This is a genomic window from Pantoea sp. RIT413, assembly GCF_003057675.2.
Lineage (GTDB): Bacteria > Pseudomonadota > Gammaproteobacteria > Enterobacterales > Enterobacteriaceae > Pantoea > Pantoea eucrina.
This window is the reverse complement of record NZ_QBJB02000001.1, coordinates 497,303-518,584: the sequence shown is the minus strand read 5'-3', so window position 1 is coordinate 518,584 and position 21,282 is coordinate 497,303. Positions and strand designations below refer to the sequence as shown.

General features: G+C 58.2%; 18 protein-coding genes. All 18 read left to right on the top strand.

Features of this window, described 5'->3' with window-relative positions:
* The first annotated feature begins 133 nt into the window (after positions 1-133).
* The 18 genes from flhD (at position 134) to astB (ending at position 21,262) form a co-directional block, all read left to right on the top strand.
* Complete coding sequence (flhD, locus tag DBY66_RS02385) at positions 134-484, top strand: flagellar transcriptional regulator FlhD (RefSeq protein ID WP_065649518.1); 351 nt, start codon at positions 134-136, stop codon at positions 482-484.
* Positions 484-1,062, top strand: coding sequence for a flagellar transcriptional regulator FlhC (gene flhC / locus DBY66_RS02380; RefSeq protein ID WP_071668763.1), 579 nt, complete (start codon positions 484-486; stop codon positions 1,060-1,062). Before flhD ends, flhC begins: the two co-directional genes overlap by 1 nt.
* A gap of 133 nt (positions 1,063-1,195) precedes the next feature.
* On the top strand, positions 1,196-2,083 hold the full coding sequence (gene motA, locus DBY66_RS02375) for a flagellar motor stator protein MotA (RefSeq protein WP_039383995.1): 888 nt from the start codon (positions 1,196-1,198) through the stop codon (positions 2,081-2,083).
* Positions 2,080-3,096: a flagellar motor protein MotB gene (motB, locus tag DBY66_RS02370; RefSeq protein ID WP_039383998.1), complete on the top strand. Its 1,017-nt coding sequence runs from the start codon at positions 2,080-2,082 to the stop codon at positions 3,094-3,096. The genes motA and motB overlap by 4 nt, the downstream gene beginning before the upstream one ends.
* A 10-nt stretch (positions 3,097-3,106) precedes the next feature.
* Positions 3,107-5,083 (top strand): chemotaxis protein CheA, encoded by a 1,977-nt coding sequence (cheA, locus tag DBY66_RS02365; RefSeq protein WP_186368976.1) that lies wholly within the window; start codon positions 3,107-3,109, stop codon positions 5,081-5,083.
* Between the two features lie 22 nt (positions 5,084-5,105).
* Complete coding sequence (gene cheW, locus DBY66_RS02360; RefSeq protein WP_039384003.1) at positions 5,106-5,603, top strand: chemotaxis protein CheW; 498 nt, start codon at positions 5,106-5,108, stop codon at positions 5,601-5,603.
* A 69-nt stretch (positions 5,604-5,672) separates the two neighbouring features.
* A complete protein-coding gene (locus tag DBY66_RS02355) occupies positions 5,673-7,349 on the top strand; it encodes a methyl-accepting chemotaxis protein (RefSeq protein WP_108569270.1) in 1,677 nt (558 codons plus the stop codon).
* Between the two features lie 165 nt (positions 7,350-7,514).
* On the top strand, positions 7,515-9,191 hold the full coding sequence (locus tag DBY66_RS02350) for a methyl-accepting chemotaxis protein (protein ID WP_108569271.1): 1,677 nt from the start codon (positions 7,515-7,517) through the stop codon (positions 9,189-9,191).
* A gap of 283 nt (positions 9,192-9,474) precedes the next feature.
* The gene (locus DBY66_RS02345) at positions 9,475-11,154 is read left to right on the top strand and encodes a methyl-accepting chemotaxis protein (protein ID WP_039385812.1); all 1,680 of its coding nucleotides are present in this window, start codon (positions 9,475-9,477) and stop codon (positions 11,152-11,154) included.
* A gap of 103 nt (positions 11,155-11,257) precedes the next feature.
* Positions 11,258-12,133, top strand: a complete 876-nt coding sequence (cheR, locus tag DBY66_RS02340; RefSeq protein WP_039384010.1) for a protein-glutamate O-methyltransferase CheR — start codon at positions 11,258-11,260, stop codon at positions 12,131-12,133.
* A complete protein-coding gene (locus tag DBY66_RS02335; protein WP_039384011.1) occupies positions 12,130-13,179 on the top strand; it encodes a chemotaxis response regulator protein-glutamate methylesterase in 1,050 nt (349 codons plus the stop codon). Before cheR ends, DBY66_RS02335 begins: the two co-directional genes overlap by 4 nt.
* 39 nt (positions 13,180-13,218) lie before the next feature.
* Entirely contained in the window at positions 13,219-13,608 is a 390-nt protein-coding gene (cheY, locus tag DBY66_RS02330) for a chemotaxis response regulator CheY (RefSeq protein ID WP_039384013.1), read from the top strand.
* A 9-nt stretch (positions 13,609-13,617) separates the two neighbouring features.
* Complete coding sequence (gene cheZ, locus DBY66_RS02325; RefSeq protein WP_039384014.1) at positions 13,618-14,259, top strand: protein phosphatase CheZ; 642 nt, start codon at positions 13,618-13,620, stop codon at positions 14,257-14,259.
* Positions 14,260-14,430: 171 nt separating this feature from the next.
* On the top strand, positions 14,431-15,852 hold the full coding sequence (locus DBY66_RS02320; protein ID WP_108569414.1) for a YchO/YchP family invasin: 1,422 nt from the start codon (positions 14,431-14,433) through the stop codon (positions 15,850-15,852).
* Between the two features lie 371 nt (positions 15,853-16,223).
* Positions 16,224-17,444 carry an aspartate aminotransferase family protein gene (locus DBY66_RS02315; RefSeq protein ID WP_094111909.1) on the top strand — a complete coding sequence of 407 codons (1,221 nt, stop codon included), beginning with the start codon at positions 16,224-16,226 and terminating at the stop codon, positions 17,442-17,444.
* The gene (gene astA / locus DBY66_RS02310; protein ID WP_039384017.1) at positions 17,441-18,472 is read left to right on the top strand and encodes an arginine N-succinyltransferase; all 1,032 of its coding nucleotides are present in this window, start codon (positions 17,441-17,443) and stop codon (positions 18,470-18,472) included. Before DBY66_RS02315 ends, astA begins: the two co-directional genes overlap by 4 nt.
* Positions 18,469-19,947 carry a succinylglutamate-semialdehyde dehydrogenase gene (gene astD / locus DBY66_RS02305; protein WP_108569272.1) on the top strand — a complete coding sequence of 493 codons (1,479 nt, stop codon included), beginning with the start codon at positions 18,469-18,471 and terminating at the stop codon, positions 19,945-19,947. Before astA ends, astD begins: the two co-directional genes overlap by 4 nt.
* Complete coding sequence (gene astB / locus DBY66_RS02300) at positions 19,934-21,262, top strand: N-succinylarginine dihydrolase (RefSeq protein WP_108569273.1); 1,329 nt, start codon at positions 19,934-19,936, stop codon at positions 21,260-21,262. Before astD ends, astB begins: the two co-directional genes overlap by 14 nt.
* The last annotated feature ends 20 nt before the right edge of the window (positions 21,263-21,282 follow it).

Here is a 21,282-nt window from a genome sequence, read left to right as displayed (position 1 = left end):
GAAACAATTAAATATATGTTGGCTTATGCCTGATTTTATTTTTTGCCATCTTTAGATTTACCAACCAGCAACCCGAACCATAGAGATTAAATTCTGTGGCCGTATATATGCCGCGTCTATCAGGATGGAAAAAATGGGAACATCAGAATTACTAAAACATATATATGACATCAATCTGTCATATTTACTGCTCGCGCAGCGCTTAATTAACCAGGAAAAACCTTCAGCTATGTTTCGTCTGGGTATTGATGAAGCAATGGCAGATGCACTCGCTCAGTTAACCTTACCTGAAATGGTAAAGCTGGCTGAAACGAATCAGCTGGTATGTCAGTTCCGCTTTACCGATCACAATTTAATTAATCGTCTCACGCAGGAATCACGTGTCGACGATCTGCAGCAAATTCACACCGGGATCCTGTTATCCAGCCGTCTGCTGCGCAGCGTTTCAAAAACTGAAACCAGCACCAAAAAGAGGGCAGTATAATGAGCGATAAAAGTATCGTTCAGGAAGCGCGTGATATTCAGCTGGCTATGGAGCTGATCACGCTGGGTGCCCGTCTGCAGATGCTGGAGAGTGAAACGCAATTAAGTCGTGGTCGCTTAATTAAATTATATAAAGAGCTGCGCGGTGCGCCGCCGCCAAAAGGTATGCTGCCATTCTCTACCGACTGGTTCATGACGTGGGAACAGAATATTCACGCCTCGATGTTCTGTAACGCCTGGCAGTTTTTACTCAAAACCGGCTTAAGCAGCGGCGTGGAGGCTGTTATCCAGGCCTACCGTCTCTACCTTGAGCAGTGTCCGCAATCGGACGAGGGCCCGCTGTTGGCGCTGACGCGCGCCTGGACCCTGGTGCGATTCGTTGAAAGTGGGATGCTGGAACTCTCTGACTGCAAAAGCTGTCACGGCAGCTTTATCAATCATGCACATCAGCCCGCGGGCAGCTTTGTCTGCAGCCTGTGCCAGCCGCCTTCACGTGCCGTAAAAAGACGTAAACTTTCTGCAGATACTGCCGATACCTTTCCACAACTGCTGGATGAACAGGTTAAACGCGCCGTTTAAGTATGTTCGCATTGTGGAAGCCATCCAGCAGCGGGTTACCCCCGCTGCTTTTTTTTGCCTCCGATTTGTGAATATCGCCTGCGGCCCTCTGGCTTAACTTCCACCAACACGTTACGGACGTAAGGATGTTTTTGTGCTGATTATTCTGGGTTATATCGTGGTCCTTGGTTCCGTGCTGGGCGGTTATCTGATGGTCGGCGGCCATTTAGGGGCGCTTTATCAGCCATCTGAACTGCTGATCATTGGCGGGGCAGGGATCGGCGCATTTCTGGTCGGTAATAACGGTAAGTCTATTAAGAAGACGCTTAAGGCGCTGCCGCTGCTGATGCGCGGCTCTAAATATAATAAAGCGGTCTATATGGATTTGATGGCGCTGCTTTATCGGCTGATGGCGAAATCCCGTCAGCAGGGCATGCTGTCGCTGGAACGCGATATTGAAGATCCCTCGCAGAGCGAAATTTTTGCTAATTATCCGCGTATTTTAACCGATAAACAGTTAGTGGATTTTATTACCGACTATTTGCGTCTGATGGTCAGCGGAAACATGAATGCCTTTGAAATTGAAGCGCTGATGGATGAAGAGATCGAGACCTATGAGCATGAGTGCGAAGTACCCGCGCAAAGTTTATCTGCCATCGGCGATGGCTTGCCGGCATTCGGCATTGTTGCAGCGGTAATGGGGGTCGTGCATGCGCTGGCGTCAGCCGATCGTCCGGCGGCAGAGCTGGGCGCGCTAATTGCGCACGCCATGGTGGGCACCTTCCTCGGCATCCTGCTGGCCTACGGCTTTATTTCACCGCTCGCGTCGGTATTGCGTCAGAAGTGCGCCGAGACCACCAAGATGATGCAGTGCGTGAAGGTTACGCTGCTTTCCAGCCTGAACGGGTATGCCCCGCAGATCGCCGTCGAGTTTGGACGTAAAACGCTTTATTCCACAGAGCGTCCTTCGTTTACTGAACTGGAAGAGCACGTGCGCAACGCTAAAAACCCGGCTAAACAGACTTCGGACCAGAGTTCATGAAGCACGACAATCGCCCGATTGTGCTGGTTAAACGGCGCAAACATAAAAAGCATGAAGGCAGCCACGGCTCATGGAAAATTGCCTATGCCGACTTTATGACGGCGATGATGGCGTTCTTTATGGTGATGTGGCTGATCTCAATTGCCAATCCGCAGGAGCTGGTTCAGATCGCCGAGTATTTCAAAACCCCGCTTAAAGTTGCGGTTACGGGCGGACCACGCAGCAGCGACAGCGAGAGCCCGATCCCGGGGGGCGGAGACGATCCGACCCAGCAGAAAGGCGAAGTCAGAAAGCAGGTGGATATGGATGCACAAAAGCGCCAGCTGGATGAGATCCGTCTTAACCGGCTGCGCGAAAAGCTCGATCAGCTGATTGAAGCCGATCCTCGCCTGAAAGCGCTGCGGCCGCATCTGATTATTAACATGGTGGAGGAGGGGCTGCGTATTCAGATTATCGACAGCCAGAACCGCCCGATGTTTAAAACCGGCAGCGCCGAGGTTGAACCCTATATGCGCGATATTCTGCGCGCGGTTGCGCCGCTGCTGAACGATATTCCGAACAAAATCAGCCTCTCTGGTCACACCGATGACTTTCAGTATGCCAGCGGTGAACGCGGCTACAGTAACTGGGAGCTCTCCGCCGATCGGGCAAATGCGTCCCGCCGGGAGCTGGTTATCGGGGGGCTGGACAGCAACAAAATGCTGCGCGTCGTGGGGATGGCCGCCACGATGAAGCTTAAAAACCGTGGCGCTGATGATGCGGTCAACCGCCGTATCAGCCTGCTGGTATTAAATCATGATACTGAAGCCGCCATAGAAAAAGAGAATGCCGAAAGCGATGCCGTTCAGGTCAGCGATCCGGCACATATGATTCCCACTATCACTGCACCAGCCGGACCGGCTGCGTCGGCAGCGACCGCACCGACCGCTTCGGCGGCTCCGGCAGCGCCCGCCGTCACCGCAGCGCCCGCTGCGGGTGCGGTAACACCAGACCAACCCTCACAGCCGAGGTGATCCCGTGAGCATGGACATCAGCGATTTTTACCAGACGTTTTTTGACGAGGCCGATGAGCTGTTAGCGGACATGGAGCAACACCTGTTGGGACTGGATCCCCAGGAGCCCGATGCCGAGCAGTTAAATGCCATTTTTCGTGCCGCTCACTCTATCAAGGGCGGGGCGGGCACGTTTGGCTTTACGGTTTTACAGGAGACAACCCATATCCTGGAGAACATTCTGGATGGTGCGCGCCGCGGCGAAATGCAGCTCAGCACCGACATCATCAACCTGTTTTTGGAAACCAAAGATATTATGCAGGAACAGCTCGATGCGTATAAAACTGCGCAGGAGCCTAATGCGGAGAGCTTTAACTACATCTGCGAGGCGCTGCGTCAACTGGCACTGGAAGCGAAAGGTATTCTGCCTGAAGCGCCTGCTGCTGCGGTAGTCGATATCCCTGCAGCGGCGAAGGCTGCCAGCCGCGGCCTGCGCCTGCAGCTGGTCGATCTTAAAGAGAAAGAGCCAGAGCTGATGCTGGAGGAGCTGAGCAACCTCGGCAGCGTCACCGACGTCGTTAAAGGCACGCATTCGCTGGAAGCCACGATTGAAGGTGTCGATAAAGATGACATCGTTGCGGTGCTCTGCTTTGTCATCGATGAAGCGCAGATCCGCTTCCCGCAGGCAGATGCCGCCGCCCCGCTTGCAGAAGCAGCAGCTGAAACGGTAACCGCGCCGCCGCAGAGCGCGACGGTAACGGATATCACACCGGCAGTAAAACGCGAAAGCAAGCGCGCCGCGGCGCCGGCCAAAGCGAGCGAATCCAGCAGTATTCGCGTAGCGGTGGAGAAAGTGGATCAGCTGATTAACCTGGTCGGCGAGCTGGTCATTACCCAGTCGATGCTGGCGCAGCGTTCCGGTGCGCTGGATCCGGTCGCCCATGGCGATCTTCTCAACAGCATGGGCCAGCTGGAGCGCAACGCGCGCGACCTGCAGGAGTCGGTGATGTCGATTCGTATGATGCCGATGGAGTATGTGTTCAGCCGCTTCCCGCGTCTGGTACGCGACCTCGCGAGCAAGCTCGGTAAAGAAGTTGAGCTGACGCTGCTGGGCAGCTCAACCGAGCTGGATAAGAGCCTGATTGAGCGCATTATCGATCCGTTAACTCACCTGGTGCGCAACAGTCTGGATCACGGTATCGAAACACCGGAAAAACGCCTGGCAACCAATAAAACCGCCACGGGTAATCTGACGCTCTCTGCTGAGCACCAGGGCGGCAATATCTGTATTGAGGTGATCGACGACGGAGCTGGCCTGAATCGCGAGCGCATTCTGGCTAAAGCGCTCTCTTCAGGGCTGCCGGTCAGCGACAGCATGAGTGATGAAGAGGTCGGCATGCTGATCTTCGCTCCCGGCTTCTCTACCGCTGAGCAGGTCACCGATGTCTCCGGACGCGGCGTGGGTATGGACGTGGTGAAACGTAATATCCAGGAGATGGGTGGCCATGTCGAGATTGCGTCAAAACAGGGCAAAGGCACAACCATTCGTATTCTGCTGCCGCTGACGCTGGCAATCCTGGATGGCATGTCGGTACGCGTAGCGGATGAAGTCTTTATCCTGCCGCTGAACGCCGTCATGGAGTCGCTGCAGCCAACGGCAGAAGAGCTGAAGCCGCTGGCTGGCGGAGAGCGCGTGCTGGAAGTGCGCGGCGAATATCTGCCGCTGGTTGAGCTGTGGAACGTCTTTGATGTGCAGAATGCCAAAACCGATGCGACGCAGGGGATCGTGGTTATTCTGCAGAGTGCGGGCCGCCGCTATGCGCTGCTGGTCGATCAGTTAATCGGTCAGCATCAGGTGGTGGTGAAAAACCTGGAGAGTAACTACCGCAAAGTGCCGGGTATCTCTGCTGCCACCATTCTGGGGGATGGCAGCGTAGCGCTGATTGTGGACGTCTCCGCACTGCAGTCGCTGAACCGTGAAAAGCGTGTGGCCGGTGCCGCAGCATAACTGATAAATAAAGGGCAAAAAAATGACTGACATGGCAACCGTGACCAAAATCGCTGGCGAAACCGTCGGCCAGGAGTTTCTGGTATTCACCCTGGGTGATGAAGAGTACGGCATCGATATTCTTAAAGTACAGGAGATCCGCGGCTACGATCAGGTCACGCGCATCGCCAATACGCCGGAATTTATCAAAGGGGTGACCAACCTGCGCGGCGTCATCGTGCCAATTATCGACCTGCGCGTGAAGTTTTCGCAGCCGGACGTCGAGTACAACGATAACACCGTGGTGATTGTGCTCAATCTGGAGCATCGCGTGGTCGGCATTGTGGTGGATGGCGTTTCCGATGTGCTGTCGCTGACGCATGAGCAGATCCGGCCGGCACCGGAGTTCGCCGTGACGATGTCTACCGAGTATCTGACCGGACTCGGCGCGCTGGGCGAGCGCATGCTGATTCTGGTCGACATTGAAAAGCTGCTCAGCAGCGAAGAGATGGCGCTGATGGATACGCTGCGCAGCGTATAAACCTTACCGCCGGGCCGCCTCAGAGCGGCCCGTTTTCTTTACCACTATCCTGTTTCGATGGACCCCACTATGTTTACCCGAATTCGTGTTGTCACCAGCCTGCTGGTGGTACTGGTACTTTTTGCTGCCCTGCAGCTGACGTCCGGATCGCTGTTTATCCGGGCACTGCATCATGACAAAACCAGTTTTTCTGCCTCACAGCTCTCTGCGCAGAACCTTGCGGCGATCACCGATGCTTATATGAGCCTTAACCAGAGCCGGGTGGTGTTGACGCGTATGCTGCTGCGCATCACTACCGGCAAACTGGAGGGGAAAGAGGCTGATGTCAGCGAACTTTACTTACAGAGTCAGGATTTTCAGCAGCGAGCTGCGGACAACTTTACTCTGTTCCGTAATCTGCCCGATACGCCGGGGCTGGATAAACAGCTTAATCAGCAGCTGGAGCAGAGCTACAGCGCTTACAGCCAGGCGCTGGCTGCGATGCAGGCCGCGCTGCAAAATAAAGATATGGTGCAGGCCTATAAAGCGCCGGTAGCGCCCAGCCAGAGCGCCTTTTACGCTGATTACACGCGCTGGCGGGCCGACCAGAACCGTCTTACGCAGGCTGGCGCAGAAGAAAACAGCGCGGCCTATGCCCGTATGCTCTGGCTGATTGGTGCCGTGATGACCGTTGTGATTGCTGTCGGGGTGCTGTGCTGGTTCGGGCTGCGCCGGATACTTATTCAGCCGCTTAATCAGAGCATCCAGCATATCCGGCATATTGCGCAGGGCGATCTTACCCAGCCGATTACCATCACCGGGCGCAATGAGATGAGCCAGCTGGCTACCAGCCTGCATGAGATGCAGCAGGCGCTGACGCGCACGGTCAGCGACGTGCGTGACGGCGCGGATGCGATCTTTACCGGGGCGAGTGAGATCTCCGCCGGTAATAACGATCTTTCGGCGCGCACCGAGCAGCAGGCTGCATCACTGGAGCAGACGGCGGCCAGCATGGAGCAGCTGACGGCCACGGTGAAGCAGAATGCTGAAAATGCCCGTCAGGCGTCGCAGCTGGCGCTGACCGCCTCAGGCACGGCGCAGAAAGGTGGCACGGTTGTCGAGGGCGTGGTCTCGACAATGAAAGATATTGCCGGCAGTTCAAAGAAAATCGCTGACATTATCAGCGTCATTGACGGCATTGCATTTCAGACCAATATTCTGGCGCTTAACGCTGCGGTGGAAGCCGCCCGCGCTGGCGAGCAGGGGCGCGGCTTTGCCGTTGTAGCCGGTGAGGTGCGCAGTCTGGCGCAGCGCAGCGCTCAGGCGGCCAAAGAGATCAAAGGGCTGATTGAAGATTCAGTCCGGCGCGTTAACAGTGGTTCCGTGCTGGTAGAGAGCGCCGGTGAGACCATGGGTGAGATAGTCAGTGCGGTGACGCGCGTCACCGATATCATGGGCGAAATCGCTTCAGCGTCTGACGAGCAGAGCCGGGGTATCGATCAGGTGGGTCACGCGGTCACTGAAATGGACCGGGTTACCCAGCAAAACGCGGCGCTGGTTGAAGAGTCGGCCTCAGCTGCTGCTTCGCTGGAGGCGCAGGCCAGCCGCCTCAGCCAGTCGGTGGCGCTGTTCCGCATTACGCGAGGCGCTGCGCAGGCGACTGGCGTACGCCATCCGCAGATTGCCCCGCCTGCGGTTGCGGTCGCTGCCGCACCGCGTCGTGCGGCCACGACCGCAGGCGCAGAGAGCCACTGGGAAACTTTCTGAGTGTCGTTATGCCCGCCGTCATCCGTGACGGCGGGCAGTTTTTTTAGTTATTAATCAGGCTCAAAAGCTTCAATAGGGCCGGACTGGCGCAAAGAAGCGTAAACCGCCTCAATTAATCGCGGCTGGCGTCGATAACAGGGTGTCAAAATTCTTCCTGGAGACACCATGTTAAAACGTATCAACGTCGTTACCAGTCTGATCGCCGTGCTGCTGATTTTTGGCGCGCTGCAGCTGCTCTCGGGCGGCCTGTTCTGGTCAGCGCTGAACAAAGATAAAGAGGCGTTTGCCGTCGCACAGACCTCTACCAATAATGTTGCCGCCATGTCTGATGCGTGGATTGAGCTTAATCAGACCCGCACCGTGCTCAACCGCGCCATGCTGCGTATGCAGGGCAGTATGGCAGCGCAAACCAACGGCGGACAGCTCAATGCGCTGATTGCCCAGACGCAAAAGCAGCTGAGCGTGGCCGCAGAGCACTACCAGCGTTACTACAACCTTCCTTCCACACCGGGCCTGCCGGAAGCCTTAACCGAACGGCTGGAGTCTGACTACAACGCGTTTAACGACGGCCTGAAAGCGATGCTCGATCGCCTGAAAGCCAACGATCTGCAGGGTATGTTTGCGCAGAATATTGAGGCGCGCCAGGTCAAAATGAAAGCGACCTATGAAGAGTGGCGTACTGCCCAGGCGGAACTCGCGGCGAAAGGCGTCGTCCAGAACCAGCGCGCCTTTACCACCATGATGTGGCTGCTGGCCGCGGTGATGGTCGTGGTGATCGCGGTGATTGCAGGTTGCTGGTTTGGCCTGCGGGTGGTGCTGATCCGTCCGCTGCACGCGCTGCTGGGGCATATCCGACATATCGCATCCGGCGACCTGACCCAGCCGATTCAGGTGGAAGGACGCAATGAGATGAGCCAGCTGGCGGCCAGCCTGCATGAGATGCAGCAGTCGCTGGTGCGTACCGTCAGCGATGTGCGCGACGGCTCCGATGCGATTTTCACCGGTGCCAGCGAAATCTCTGCCGGCAACAATGACCTTTCCGCCCGCACCGAAGAGCAGGCGGCCTCGCTGGAACAGACGGCTGCCAGCATGGAACAGCTGACCGCTACGGTAAAACAGAACGCTGAAAATGCCCGTCAGGCGTCGCAGCTGGCGCTGAGCGCTTCTGATACTGCCCGTAAAGGCGGTGACGTGGTGGAAGGTGTTGTGCGCACCATGAGTGATATTGCCGGTAGTTCAAAGAAGATTGCCGATATTATCAGCGTTATCGACGGCATTGCGTTCCAGACGAATATTCTGGCGCTCAACGCTGCCGTTGAAGCGGCACGCGCCGGTGAGCAGGGCCGCGGCTTTGCTGTTGTGGCGGGTGAGGTGCGCAGTCTGGCACAGCGCAGCGCTCAGGCGGCGAAAGAGATCAAAGGGCTGATCGAAGAGTCGGTCACGCGGGTTAACGCCGGTTCGCAGCTGGTCGGTACCGCCGGTGACACCATGAGCGATATTGTCGGTGCCGTCACGCGCGTCACCGATATCATGGGCGAGATCGCCTCGGCGTCAGATGAACAGAGTCGCGGTATTGATCAGGTGGGTCACGCGGTCACTGAGATGGATCGCGTGACGCAGCAGAACGCCGCTCTGGTCGAGGAGTCCGCCGCCGCCGCCGCATCACTGGAAGCGCAGGCGAGCAGGCTGAGTCAGTCGGTTGCCGTGTTTCATATTCCGCGTACTGCAGCGCCGGCCGCTCAGCGTCTGACAGAGAGCAGAAAACCGCAGCCGCTGCGCAGCCCGGCGCGCAAAGCCGCTACCGCCGCCCCGGCCAGCGATACGAACTGGGAAACGTTTTAAGGGATTTTACCAGGTCGGCATGAATGCCGACCCTACATCCCTATACACTGCGCATCCAATCCCGGTAACCCCACAGGGCGCGCATTAATGCCCCCTTATTTACCCCGTAGGGTGCGCATTAATGCGCACCTTATTAACCCCGCAGGATGCACATTACTGCGCTCCTGGCCCGGTCTGCCTTACTGCCACCTCTGCACCCAACGCATAAACTGCGCGCCGCGTGCATAAAGATCCCCTCATCCACGCCGATAACTACAGCGATCCGCCAACCAATGAGGTGTTTATGTTTAGTCGTATTCGTGTTGTTTCCGGCCTGCTCTGCGTGCTGGCGCTGTTTGCGCTGCTGCAGCTCTTTTCCGGTGGGATGTTCTTCTCAACGGTAAAAGCTGATAAAGATAATTTTGCCTATAACCAGCGCCTCAGTACCCTGCAGCGCGCCATGGGCACCTCCTGGGTATCGCTGGTGCAGGCGCGTAATACGCTAAACCGCGCCGGTATTCGCTATTTACAGGATAGCCAGATGGCAGGATCGGGGGCCACGGTGAAAGAGCTGGTTGCGCTCGCCAATGAGGAGCTGCAAACCGCCGATGCGGGCTTTGCCGATTTTAATGCCAGCCTTTCGGAGCAGGGCAAAAGCGCTGCGAACGTGCTGGCGCTGCAGGCCAACTATAAAGCCTACCGCGATGCGCTGGCTGAGCTGGTGGTTTTCCTCGGCTCAGGCAACTTCAAAGGGTTTGTCGATCAGCCTACGCAGAGTCTGCAGGACAAATTTGAAAAGGATTACAACGCCTGGCTCACTACTAATCTGGGCCTGGCGCAGCAGGGCGTTGACGCCAATGAGAGCGCATATCGTCACGCCATTATGCTGGTGCTGGGCACCCTGCTGGTGACGCTGCTGGTGATTATGCTGGTCTGGAGCGGAATGCGCTCAGCGCTGATCCGGCCGCTGAAGCAGAGCATTGAACATATCCGCCACATTGCGCGGGGCGATCTGACCCAGAGTATTGACGTCAGCGTACGTAACGAAGTGGGCGATCTGCTCAGTTCGCTGGCAGAGATGCAGCAGGAGCTGGCACGCACGGTGCGTACCGTACGCGATGGATCTGACGCTATCTATACCGGCGCGAGTGAAATCGCGATGGGCAATAACGACCTCTCTTCCCGTACCGAACAGCAGGCAGCTTCGCTGGAGCAGACGGCTGCCAGCATGGAGCAGCTTACCGCCACGGTGAAACTGAATGCAGAAAATGCACGTCAGGCCTCGCAGCTGGCGCTTAACGCCTCAGAGACCGCGCAGCAGGGCGGCAAAGTGGTCGATGGCGTGGTGAGCACCATGAAAGATATCGCCGGCAGCTCGAAGAAAATTGCGGACATCACCAGCGTTATTGACGGTATCGCATTCCAGACCAATATCCTGGCGCTGAACGCTGCCGTAGAAGCGGCACGCGCCGGTGAACAGGGACGCGGGTTTGCGGTGGTTGCAGGTGAAGTGCGCAGTCTGGCACAACGCAGCGCTCAGGCGGCGAAAGAGATCAAAGCGCTGATTGAAGACTCTGTCAGCCGCGTTAACACCGGCTCGGTGCTGGTCGAAAGCGCAGGTGAAACCATGAGTGAGATTGTCAGCGCCGTAACGCGAGTGACCGATATCATGGGTGAAATCGCCTCCGCCTCCGATGAGCAGAGCAAAGGTATCGACCAGGTGGGCGTGGCCGTGACGGAAATGGACCGGGTAACACAGCAAAACGCCGCGCTGGTTGAAGAGTCTGCGACGGCCGCTGCCGCTCTGGAAGAGCAGGCCAGCCGCCTGAAACAATCCGTTGCCGTGTTCAATATTGGTAAAGAATTTGTCGCGCAGGCCGTTAACGTATCTACAGCGTTAAAAAAGGTATCGCCGGTTGCGCAAAAAGCGCTGGCACCCGCTACTGGCGCACGCGGCGCTGATGATAACTGGGAAACCTTTTAATGCAGCCGGGCCGCTTTGGGCGGCCCGCTTACCCGGTAAGTACCGGCAGCAGCGTAGCAATCAGAGAACTATCACTTAACAGTTTGTTGCCGGATGGCCCGAGATGAAGAAATCGACGTTCCTCGATCAAAATGAGCCGACCACGCTGCTTGCGCAGATGGTACAGCGTCTGCCGCTTTCCGATACGCACTTTCGTCGTATCAGCCAGCTGATCTATCAGCGCGCGGGTATTGTCCTGGCCGATCATAAGCGTGAGATGGTCTACAACCGCCTGGTTCGCCGGCTGCGGACGCTGAATATCGACGATTTCGGCCGCTATCTGGCGCTGCTTGAACAGGATCCAAACAGCGCAGAGTGGCAGGCGTTTATCAATGCGCTGACCACTAACCTGACCTCGTTTTTTCGCGAAGCGCATCATTTCCCGATCCTGGCAGAACACGCCCGGAAACGCAGCGGCAGCTACAGCGTCTGGAGTACGGCCGCGTCAACCGGCGAAGAGCCCTATTCCATTGCGATGACGCTGGCTGAAACGCTGGGCACCGGACCTGGCAAATTTCAGGTTCACGCCAGCGACATCGACACGCAGGTGCTGGAGAAAGCGGTAGCGGGCGTCTATCGCCAGGAGGAGCTGCGCACGCTGTCGCAATCGCAGCTGCAGCGTTTCTTTCTGCGCGGCACCGGCCCGCATGAAGGCATGGTGCGCGTCCGCCCTGAGCTGGCAGGTATGGTGCACTACTCGCAGCTTAATCTGCTGGCTAATGAGTGGGCGCTGCCTGGCCCGTTTGACGCTATTTTTTGCCGCAACGTAATGATCTACTTCGATAAAGAGACTCAGGAAAAAATCCTGCGCCGTTTTGTTCCGCTGCTGAAGCCGGGCGGAGTACTGTTTGCCGGGCATTCAGAAAACTTCAGCCAGATCAGCAAAGAGTTCTGGCTGCGCGGGCAGACCGTGTATGGGCTGACTAAGGAAAGACGATGAGCAAAATCACCGTGATGTGCGTGGATGACTCGGCGCTGATGCGCCAGCTGATGACGGAGATCATCAACAGCCATCCCGATATGGAGATGGTTGCGACGGCACCGGACCCGCTGGTAGCGCGGGATTTAATCAAACAGTACAACCCGCAGGTGCTGACGCTGGATGTTGAGATGCCGCGTATGGATGGCCTCGACTTTCTGGAAAAACTGATGCGTCTGCGGCCGATGCCGGTGGTGATGGTCTCCTCTCTCACCGGTAAGGGTTCGGAAGTCACGCTGCGCGCGCTGGAGCTGGGCGCGGTGGATTTTGTCACGAAACCGCAGCTGGGGATCCGCGAGGGCATGCTGGCTTACAGCCAGATGATCGCCGACAAAATTCGCGGCGCGGCGCGGGCGAAGCTGCATACACGCACCGTGTCGCCGGCGCCGGTCACGCTGAAAGCGGGTCCGCTGCTCAGCAGTGAAAAGCTGATTGCGATCGGCTCGTCCACCGGCGGTACGGAAGCGATCCGCCATGTACTGCAGCCGCTGCCGGCGACCAGTCCGGCGCTGCTGATCACGCAGCATATGCCGCCGGGATTTACCCGCTCGTTTGCCGAGCGGCTGAACAAGCTCTGCCAGATCACCGTGAAAGAGGCGGAGGATGGCGAACGTATTCTGCCGGGTCACGCCTATATCGCGCCAGGCGCAATGCATATGGAGCTGGGGCGTAGCGGAGCGAACTACGTTGTAAAACTTAATGATGGCCCGCCGGTTAACCGGCACAAACCCTCTGTGGATGTGCTGTTTCGCTCGGTGGCCGTCAATGCAGGACGAAATGCAGTGGGCGTCATTCTGACCGGGATGGGAAATGACGGCGCGGCCGGGATGCTGGAAATGCATCGCGCAGGCGCCTGGACCATCGCGCAGGATGAAGCCAGCTGTGTGGTATTTGGCATGCCGCGCGAAGCAATAGCGATGGGCGGCACCAGTGAAGTGGTCGATCTGGGCCACATCAGCCAGCATATGCTGGCAAAAATTAGCGCCGGACAGGCATTGCGAATTTAACGAGCCCGTCCTGCCGGACGAGACAACACAGGAGTAGATATGGCTGATAAAAATATGCGCTTTTTGGTAGTGGACGACTTTAACACCATGCGTCGCATCGTCCGCAACCTGCTGAAAGAGCTGGGTTTCAATAACGTTGAAGAAGCCGAGGATGGCGTTGATGCGCTGAATAAACTGCGCGCAGGCGGCTTCGACTTCGTGGTCTCTGACTGGAACATGCCAAACATGGATGGCCTGCAGCTGCTGCAGACCATTCGCGCCGACGCCACGCTGAGCAAGCTGCCGGTGCTGATGGTGACGGCAGAAGCGAAGAAAGAGAACATTATTGCTGCCGCTCAGGCTGGCGCCAGCGGCTACGTGGTGAAACCTTTTACCGCCGCCACGCTGGAAGAGAAGCTGGGTAAAATTTTCGAAAAACTGGGCATGTAAGGAGATGTGATGAGCGACCTTCCGAAATCAACTGAAGAAGCCTCGGCACACGACATTATTGTCCGGATTGGCTCGCTGACGCGTATGCTGCGCGACAGCCTGCGTGAACTCGGGCTGGATCAGGCGATTGCCGAAGCCGCAGAAGCGATCCCGGATGCCCGCGATCGTCTGGATTATGTAGTACAGATGACGGCGCAGGCAGCAGAACGCGCGCTGAACAGCGTGGAAGCGTCACAGCCGCATCAGGATAAGATGGAAGCGGGCGCCACGCAGTTAAAAGGACGCTGGGATGCGTGGTTTGAAAACCCGATTGAGCTTGCTGATGCGCGCGAGTTGGTTTCGGATACGCGTGAGTTTCTCGCTGAAGTGCCGCAGCACACGTCATTCACCAACAAGCAGCTGCTGGATATTATGATGGCGCAGGATTTTCAGGACCTCACGGGTCAGGTAATCAAGCGCATGATGGATGTCATCCAGGAAATTGAACGGCAGCTGCTGATGGTGCTGCTGGAAAATATGCCAGAGGCAAACGCGGCGGCGCGCAAAGAGGCCACCAGCCTGCTGAACGGTCCGCAGATCCACGCCAATGCCCCTGGCGTGGTCTCCAGTCAGGATCAGGTTGATGACCTGCTGGACAGCTTAGGTTTTTAACCGCAGCGCAGAGACAGGCACCCGGTCTGTCTCTGCACTGCTCTGCCATACGCCCGCACCGCTTTCCGTAAATCCTCCTAAATTGCCTGCAGAATCAGCAGAGTGTGATAAGGTTAGATCTGCCGTTTTGTGATCGCCGTCTACTTTATTACCGAAACGATAGCTGATTTTATGTTGCCACTGCTTATCCGCACACTTCTGCCACTCTGCCTGACTGGCGTAGCGCTGCCTGCGCTGGCGCTGACGACCGCTACCCGCGTGGCTGACGCGCCCTTTACCGATCCCGCTCACTTCCGGCAAATGGCCGACGACCTGCCGGCGCTGGGCTATGACGCTGATAGCGACGTCTTGAGTAAAAAACTGGCGACCATCGCAAAGAGCATTGGTGAAGCGAGCCAGAACGGCGACAGTGAGACGTCGCTCGGGCAGCAGGCCGGGATCTGGGCGTTTAATCACTTTCGCGATGAGGTGGCCACCCGGGTGGCGGATGAAGGCCAGCTGCTGCTGTCGCCCTACGGGCAGGCGCAGATCGATCTTAATGTCGACATGGAAGGTAACTTCAGCGGCAGCGGGGCGTCGCTGCTGACGCCGTGGGCCGATCGCTATAACTATCTGACCTTCAGCGAACTGGGCGTGCATCAGACGGATGACGGGCTGATTGGTAATGCTGGTCTGGGTCAGCGCTGGGTGGCGGGCAACTGGCTGCTCGGTTATAACGGATTTGTCGATCGTATGTTCGATAGCGGACTGCAGCGGGCATCAGTGGGTACGGAGGCCTGGTCTGACTTTTTGCGCTTTTCAGCCAACTACTACACGCCGCTCTCAGGCTGGCGCAACCGCAATCCGTTTCAGCAGCAGAGGCTGGCGCGCGGTTATGACGTTACCACGCGCGGCTATCTGCCGTTTTATCGTCAGCTGGGCGTCTCCGTCAGCTGGCAGCAGTATCTGGGCAACAATGTCGATCTGTTTAACTCCGGCAACACGTATCACAACCCCTCTGCGCTGACGCTGGGCCTCTCTTATACGCCAGTGCCGCTGGTCACCGTTTCCGCCAGCCACAAAACCAGCAGCGAAGGGGAGAGTCAGGATCAGCTCGGGCTGCACCTTAACTACCGGTTCGGCGTGGCGCTCAGCCAGCAGCTCAGCCCGGATAACGTTGCAGCCACCCGTTCGCTGCGCGGCAGCCGCTACGATACGGTGACGCGCAGCTCGACGCCGGTTCTGGCTTTTCGCCAGCGAAAAACCTTCTCTGTTTTTCTCGCTACGCCGCCGTGGCAGTTGAATCCTGGTGAGAGTCTGTCGCTGAAAGTGCAGATCCGCAGCGCGAATCCGGTACGTAAAGTAAGCTGGCAGGGCGACACGCAGGCGCTGAGCCTGACGCCGGGGACCCGGCCTGACGATCCGCAGGGCTGGAGTATTATTATGCCCGCCTGGGACACGTCGCCAGGCGCAACGAATCACTATCGTCTGTCGGTAACGGTTGAAGACAGCAAACAGCAGCGGGTGACGTCAAACTGGATCGATCTTCAGCTGCAGCTGCCGGTGGCACTGGCGCCACAAAACCAGGACAGCTTCGATATCATGGCGCCCTGATCGCCCCCGTGCGCGAAGGCGCTTTTTCGCACCACGATGGCGCGTGCTGCGCTGCCAGCGCGCGCTATCTGCCCTGTTATGGCGAAATATTTGCTGTGCGATCACAAAAGCAACATTTCCTTCCATAAATGCATAAATCCGCTAAATAATTTGCTGCCTTAGCGGCGGCGCAACCGTAATATTCACTTTTTATGCAAAATAAGTGAATAGCAGCCTGCCGTAACCCATTGAAATTTCGTCGCTGACTCCCTTTTATGCATTATTCCCTCTGGCTGGCACGCTTGCTGCACCTTATAGTCGGGCTGCTGATTACGCACTCTTAACAATTTTAAAACAATAGCTTCACCCGGGGTGAGGCAGGAGATCCGGCTATGTCACTGCAGGTTACACGTCACGATTTTGATCAATGGATGATGCCGGTCTATGCACCCGCAACCTTTATACCGGTACGGGCTGAAGGATCGCGGTTGTGGGATCAACAGGGCAAAGAGTATATCGATTTTGCTGGCGGGATCGCAGTGAATGCGCTGGGTCATGCACACCCGGCGCTGCAGCAGGCGCTGACAGAGCAGGCGGCAAAGCTGTGGCATACCGGCAATGGCTATACCAACGAGCCGGTATTGCGGCTGGCAAAACAGCTGATTGATGCCACCTTTGCCGACCGCGTTTTCTTCTGCAACTCCGGCGCTGAGGCGAACGAAGCTGCGCTTAAGCTGGCGCGCAAAGTGGCACACGACCGTTTCGGCGATCAAAAAAGCGGCATTGTGGCGTTCACTAACGCTTTTCATGGCCGCACCCTGTTTACGGTGTCGGCTGGCGGCCAGCCCGCCTATTCGCGCGACTTTGCGCCGCTGCCGCCGGCCATTCAGCATGCGCAGTTTAATCACCTGGAATCGGCCGCCGCGCTGATTAATGACAGCACCTGTGCCGTGATTGTTGAACCGATTCAGGGCGAGGGCGGCGTATTGCCTGCCGATGCAGCCTTCCTGCGCGGCCTGCGGGAGCTGTGCGACCGCCATCAGGCGCTGCTGATTTTTGATGAAGTGCAAAGCGGTGTGGGACGCACCGGATCGCTTTACGCCTATATGCACTATGGCGTTACGCCGGATGTGCTGAGTACCGCAAAAGCGCTGGGCGGCGGCTTTCCGATTGGTGCCATGCTGACGCGTGAGGATCTGGCGCAGGTGATGGGAGTGGGCACCCACGGTACCACTTATGGCGGTAACCCGCTGGCAGGCGCGGTAGCGGGTAAAGTACTGGAGCTGGTCAACCAGCCCGCTTTCCTCGCTGGCGTGACCGAGCGGCATCAGTGGTTTGTTGATCGGCTTCAGGCGATTAACCAGCGGCTGCCGGTGTTTAAAACTATTCGCGGCCTCGGGCTGCTGATTGGCGCCGTACTCAACGACGATTTCGCCGGAAAAGCCAAACAGTTCAACCTGACGGCCGCCGAAGAGGGCGTCATGGTCCTGATTGCCGGTGCCAGCGTCGTGCGCTTTGCGCCCGCGCTAAACATCAGCCAGGAGGAGGTGCAGCAGGGGCTGGCGCGTTTTGAGCGCGCCTGTGAACGTATTCTCAGAGGAGCCACATCATGATGGTGATCCGCCCGGTTGAACATGATGACCTGGCGCAGCTGCTTCTGCTGGCGGGTAAAACCGGCGGCGGCCTTACCTCGCTGCCGGAAGACAGCGCCACGCTGCAGGCGCGTATTGAGCGTTCACTGCTGACCTGGCAGGGGGCGCTGCCGCGCGCTGAACAGGGTTACGTCTTTGTGCTGGCCGACAGTGACGATAACCGGGCCGTGGGGATCTGCGCGATTGAAGTGGCGGTCGGGTTGCAGGAGCCGTGGTACAACTTCCGGGTTGGCACGCAGGTACACGCCTCCAGAGAGCTGAACGTGTATGCCAGCCTGCCAGTGCTGTCGCTCAGCAACGATCACACCGGCAGCAGCGAACTCTGTACGCTATTTCTCGATCCCGACTACCGCGACGGCAGAAACGGCTATTTACTCTCTAAATCACGCTTTCTTTTTATGGCGAACTTCCGCGATCGCTTTATGCGCAACGTGGTGGCAGAGATGCGCGGCGTCAGCGATGACAGCGGTCATTCCCCTTTCTGGGAGAGCGTGGGCAGCCATTTCTTCTCTATGCCGTTTCGCCAGGCTGATTTTCTCAGCGGTACCGGTCAGAAAGCGTTTATCGCAGAGCTGATGCCGAAACATCCGCTCTATATTCACTATCTCAGCGAGGCAGCGCAGCGCGTCATTGGTGAAGTACACCCGAAAACGGCGCCGGCGCGCGCGGTGCTGGAAGCGGAAGGTTTTCGCTATCAGAACTATGTCGACATCTTTGATGGCGGACCGACGCTGGAGTGTGAAATTGATCGTATCCGGGCCATTCGCAAAAGTACGCTGCTGCCGGCAGGCGCCGGTGACGCGCAGGCGCACTGGCCGCTCTGCCTGGTCGCTAACAGCAACTATCAGCAGTTTCGCGCCACGCTACTGCCGGTGGATATCGCCGCCGGTCACGTCTGCCTCAGTGAGAGCCAGCGTCAGGCGCTGCGCTGTGAATATGGTGATGCGCTACGGGTTGTAACACTCTGCCGTGAGGAGAAACAGGCATGACGCACTTTATTAATAATCAGTGGCTGCGCGGCGACGGTGACCTCTTCACAAAAGCCGATCCGGTCTCAGGCGAACAGCTGTGGCAGGGCAACGCCGCCTCTGCGGCTCAGGTCAGCGCCGCCTGTGCGGCAGCCCGCGCAGCGTTCCCGCACTGGGCGCGCCTGCCGTTCACGGCACGTCAGGCAGGGATTGAAACCTTTGCCGCGCTGCTGGAGCAGCATAAGGTGGAGCTGGCGGAGATCATCTCACAGGAAACCGGCAAGCCGCGCTGGGAGACGCTGACGGAAGTGCAGGCGATGATCAATAAAATTGCCATTTCAGTGAAAGCGTATCACGCCCGTACCGGCGAACAGCAGTCGGGTGAAAGCGCACTGCGCCATCGTCCGCACGGTGTACTGGCGGTATTCGGGCCCTATAATTTTCCGGGGCATCTGCCAAATGGCCACATTGTGCCCGCGCTACTGGCAGGAAACTGCGTGGTGTTTAAGCCGAGCGAGCTTACGCCGCTGACCGCGGAACGCACCGTGCAGCTCTGGCAGCAGGCAGCGCTCCCGGCGGGGGTCATCAATATGGTGCAGGGCGGACGGGAAAGCGGCCAGGCGCTGGCACAGGCAGAGCAGATTGATGGCGTCCTGTTTACCGGCAGCGCGGCTACCGGGTATCACCTGCACCGGCAGTTTGCCGGCCAGCCGGAGAAGATGCTCGCGCTGGAGATGGGTGGCAATAATGCGCTGATTGTGGAAGATCCGGCGGATATTGATGGCGCCGTACATATCGTCATCCAGTCAGCTTTTATTTCTGCCGGGCAGCGCTGCACCTGCGCACGTCGCCTGCTGGTAAAACGTGGCGCGGCGGGGGACGCGTTTCTGCAGCGGCTGGTGGCCGTCAGCGCCCGGCTGCAGCCCGCAGCGTGGAATGCTGAGCCACAGCCATTTATGGGCAGCGTCATTTCGCCTGCGGCGGCCGGACAGATCTATCAGGCGTGGCAGCAGCGCGTGGCGCTGGGCGGTGAAGTGCTGCTGAATATGCAGTGGCCGGATCGCCAGCGCGCACTTATTACGCCAGGCATTATCGATATGACCCATGTAAGTGCGCTGCCGGATGAGGAGGTGTTCGGACCGCTGCTGCAAATCATCCGTTATGACGACTACAGCGAGGCGATTACGCTGGCTAACGCCACGCGCTATGGCCTCTCATGCGGTCTGATCTCACCGCAGCGGGCGCAGTTTGATCAGCTGCTGCTGGAGGCGCGCGCCGGTATCGTCAACTGGAACAAGCCGCTTACCGGTGCGGCCAGCACCGCGCCGTTTGGCGGCATTGGCGCCTCCGGCAACCACCGCGCCAGCGCCTGGTACGCTGCGGATTACTGCGCCTGGCCGATGGCAACCCTGGAGAGCAGCAGTCTGGCCCTGCCCGATACGCTCTCGCCGGGTCTCGATTTCTCTGCTCAGGGAGCGCGCCATGAACGCAGCTGAAGTCAATTTTGATGGACTGGTTGGCCTGACGCACCACTACGCGGGCCTCTCATTTGGTAATGAGGCGTCAACCCGCAATCAGCTGCAGCCCTCTAATCCCAGACTGGCGGTGCTGCAGGGACTGCGCAAAATGAAAGCGCTGGCCGATCTCGGCTATCTGCAGGGCGTGATCCCGCCGCACGAGCGACCTAATTTGCCGCTGCTGCGCCAGCTCGGTTTTTACGGCAGTGACGCGCAGGTGCTGGCGCGCGCTGCGCAGCAGGCGCCGCAGCTGCTCTCAGCCGCCAGTTCAGCCTCGGCGATGTGGGTTGCCAACGCGGCCACCGTATCGCCCTCGGCAGACAGCGGTGACGGACGCGTTCATTTTACCGTTGCCAATCTGAATAATAAGTTTCACCGGTCCATTGAAGCACCGGAAACGGCTGATCTGCTGCGGGCGATCTTCCGCGACCCGCAGCGTTTCTGCGTGCATGACGCGCTGCCTCAGGTGGCGCTGTTTGGTGACGAAGGGGCCGCGAATCATAATCGCTTCGGAGCGCGCTACGGCGACGCCGGCCTGCAGCTGTTCGTCTATGGGCGCGAAGGGCAGCACGCCGGCATCACGCCGGAACGCTATCCGGCGCGCCAGACGCTGGAAGCGAGCAGAGCGGTCGCGCGTCTGCATCAGCTTGACGAGGCGCGCACGCTCTTCGTGCAGCAGAACCCGGCGGTGATCGATCAGGGCGTTTTCCATAACGACGTGATTGCCGTCAGTAATCAGCAGGTGCTGTTCTGTCACGAAGAGGCTTTCGTCAATCAGCCTGTATTGCTGGAGCAGCTGGCAGAGCGGGTGCCGGGGTTTACCGCCATCGTGGTGCCGCGCGCGCGCGTATCCGTCAGCGACGCGGTGGCGACCTATCTCTTCAACAGTCAGCTGCTGCAGCACCCCGATGGCGGTATGCGGCTGATACTGCCCGAAGAGGCACGGCAGCATCCGGGCGTCTGGGCTTATCTGACGGAGCTGGCAGAGAGCGGCGGACCGATTCGGGAGCTCACGGTATTCGATCTGCGTGAAAGCATGTGCAACGGCGGCGGGCCAGCCTGCCTGCGCCTGCGGGTTGTGTTGACGGCAGAAGAGCAGCGGGCGGTCAACCCGGCGGTAATGATGAACGAGCAGCTGTTTACGCAGCTCAGCCAGTGGGCAGAACGCCACTATCGCGACTATCTCACGCAGGCGGATTTAGCCGATCCGGCGCTGCTGCAGGAGGGGCGTGACGCTCTGGATGCGCTGACGCAGCTGCTGAAGCTGGGCAGCGTCTACGCCTTTCAGCGCTGAGGCTGAGGCAGGATTAAGGA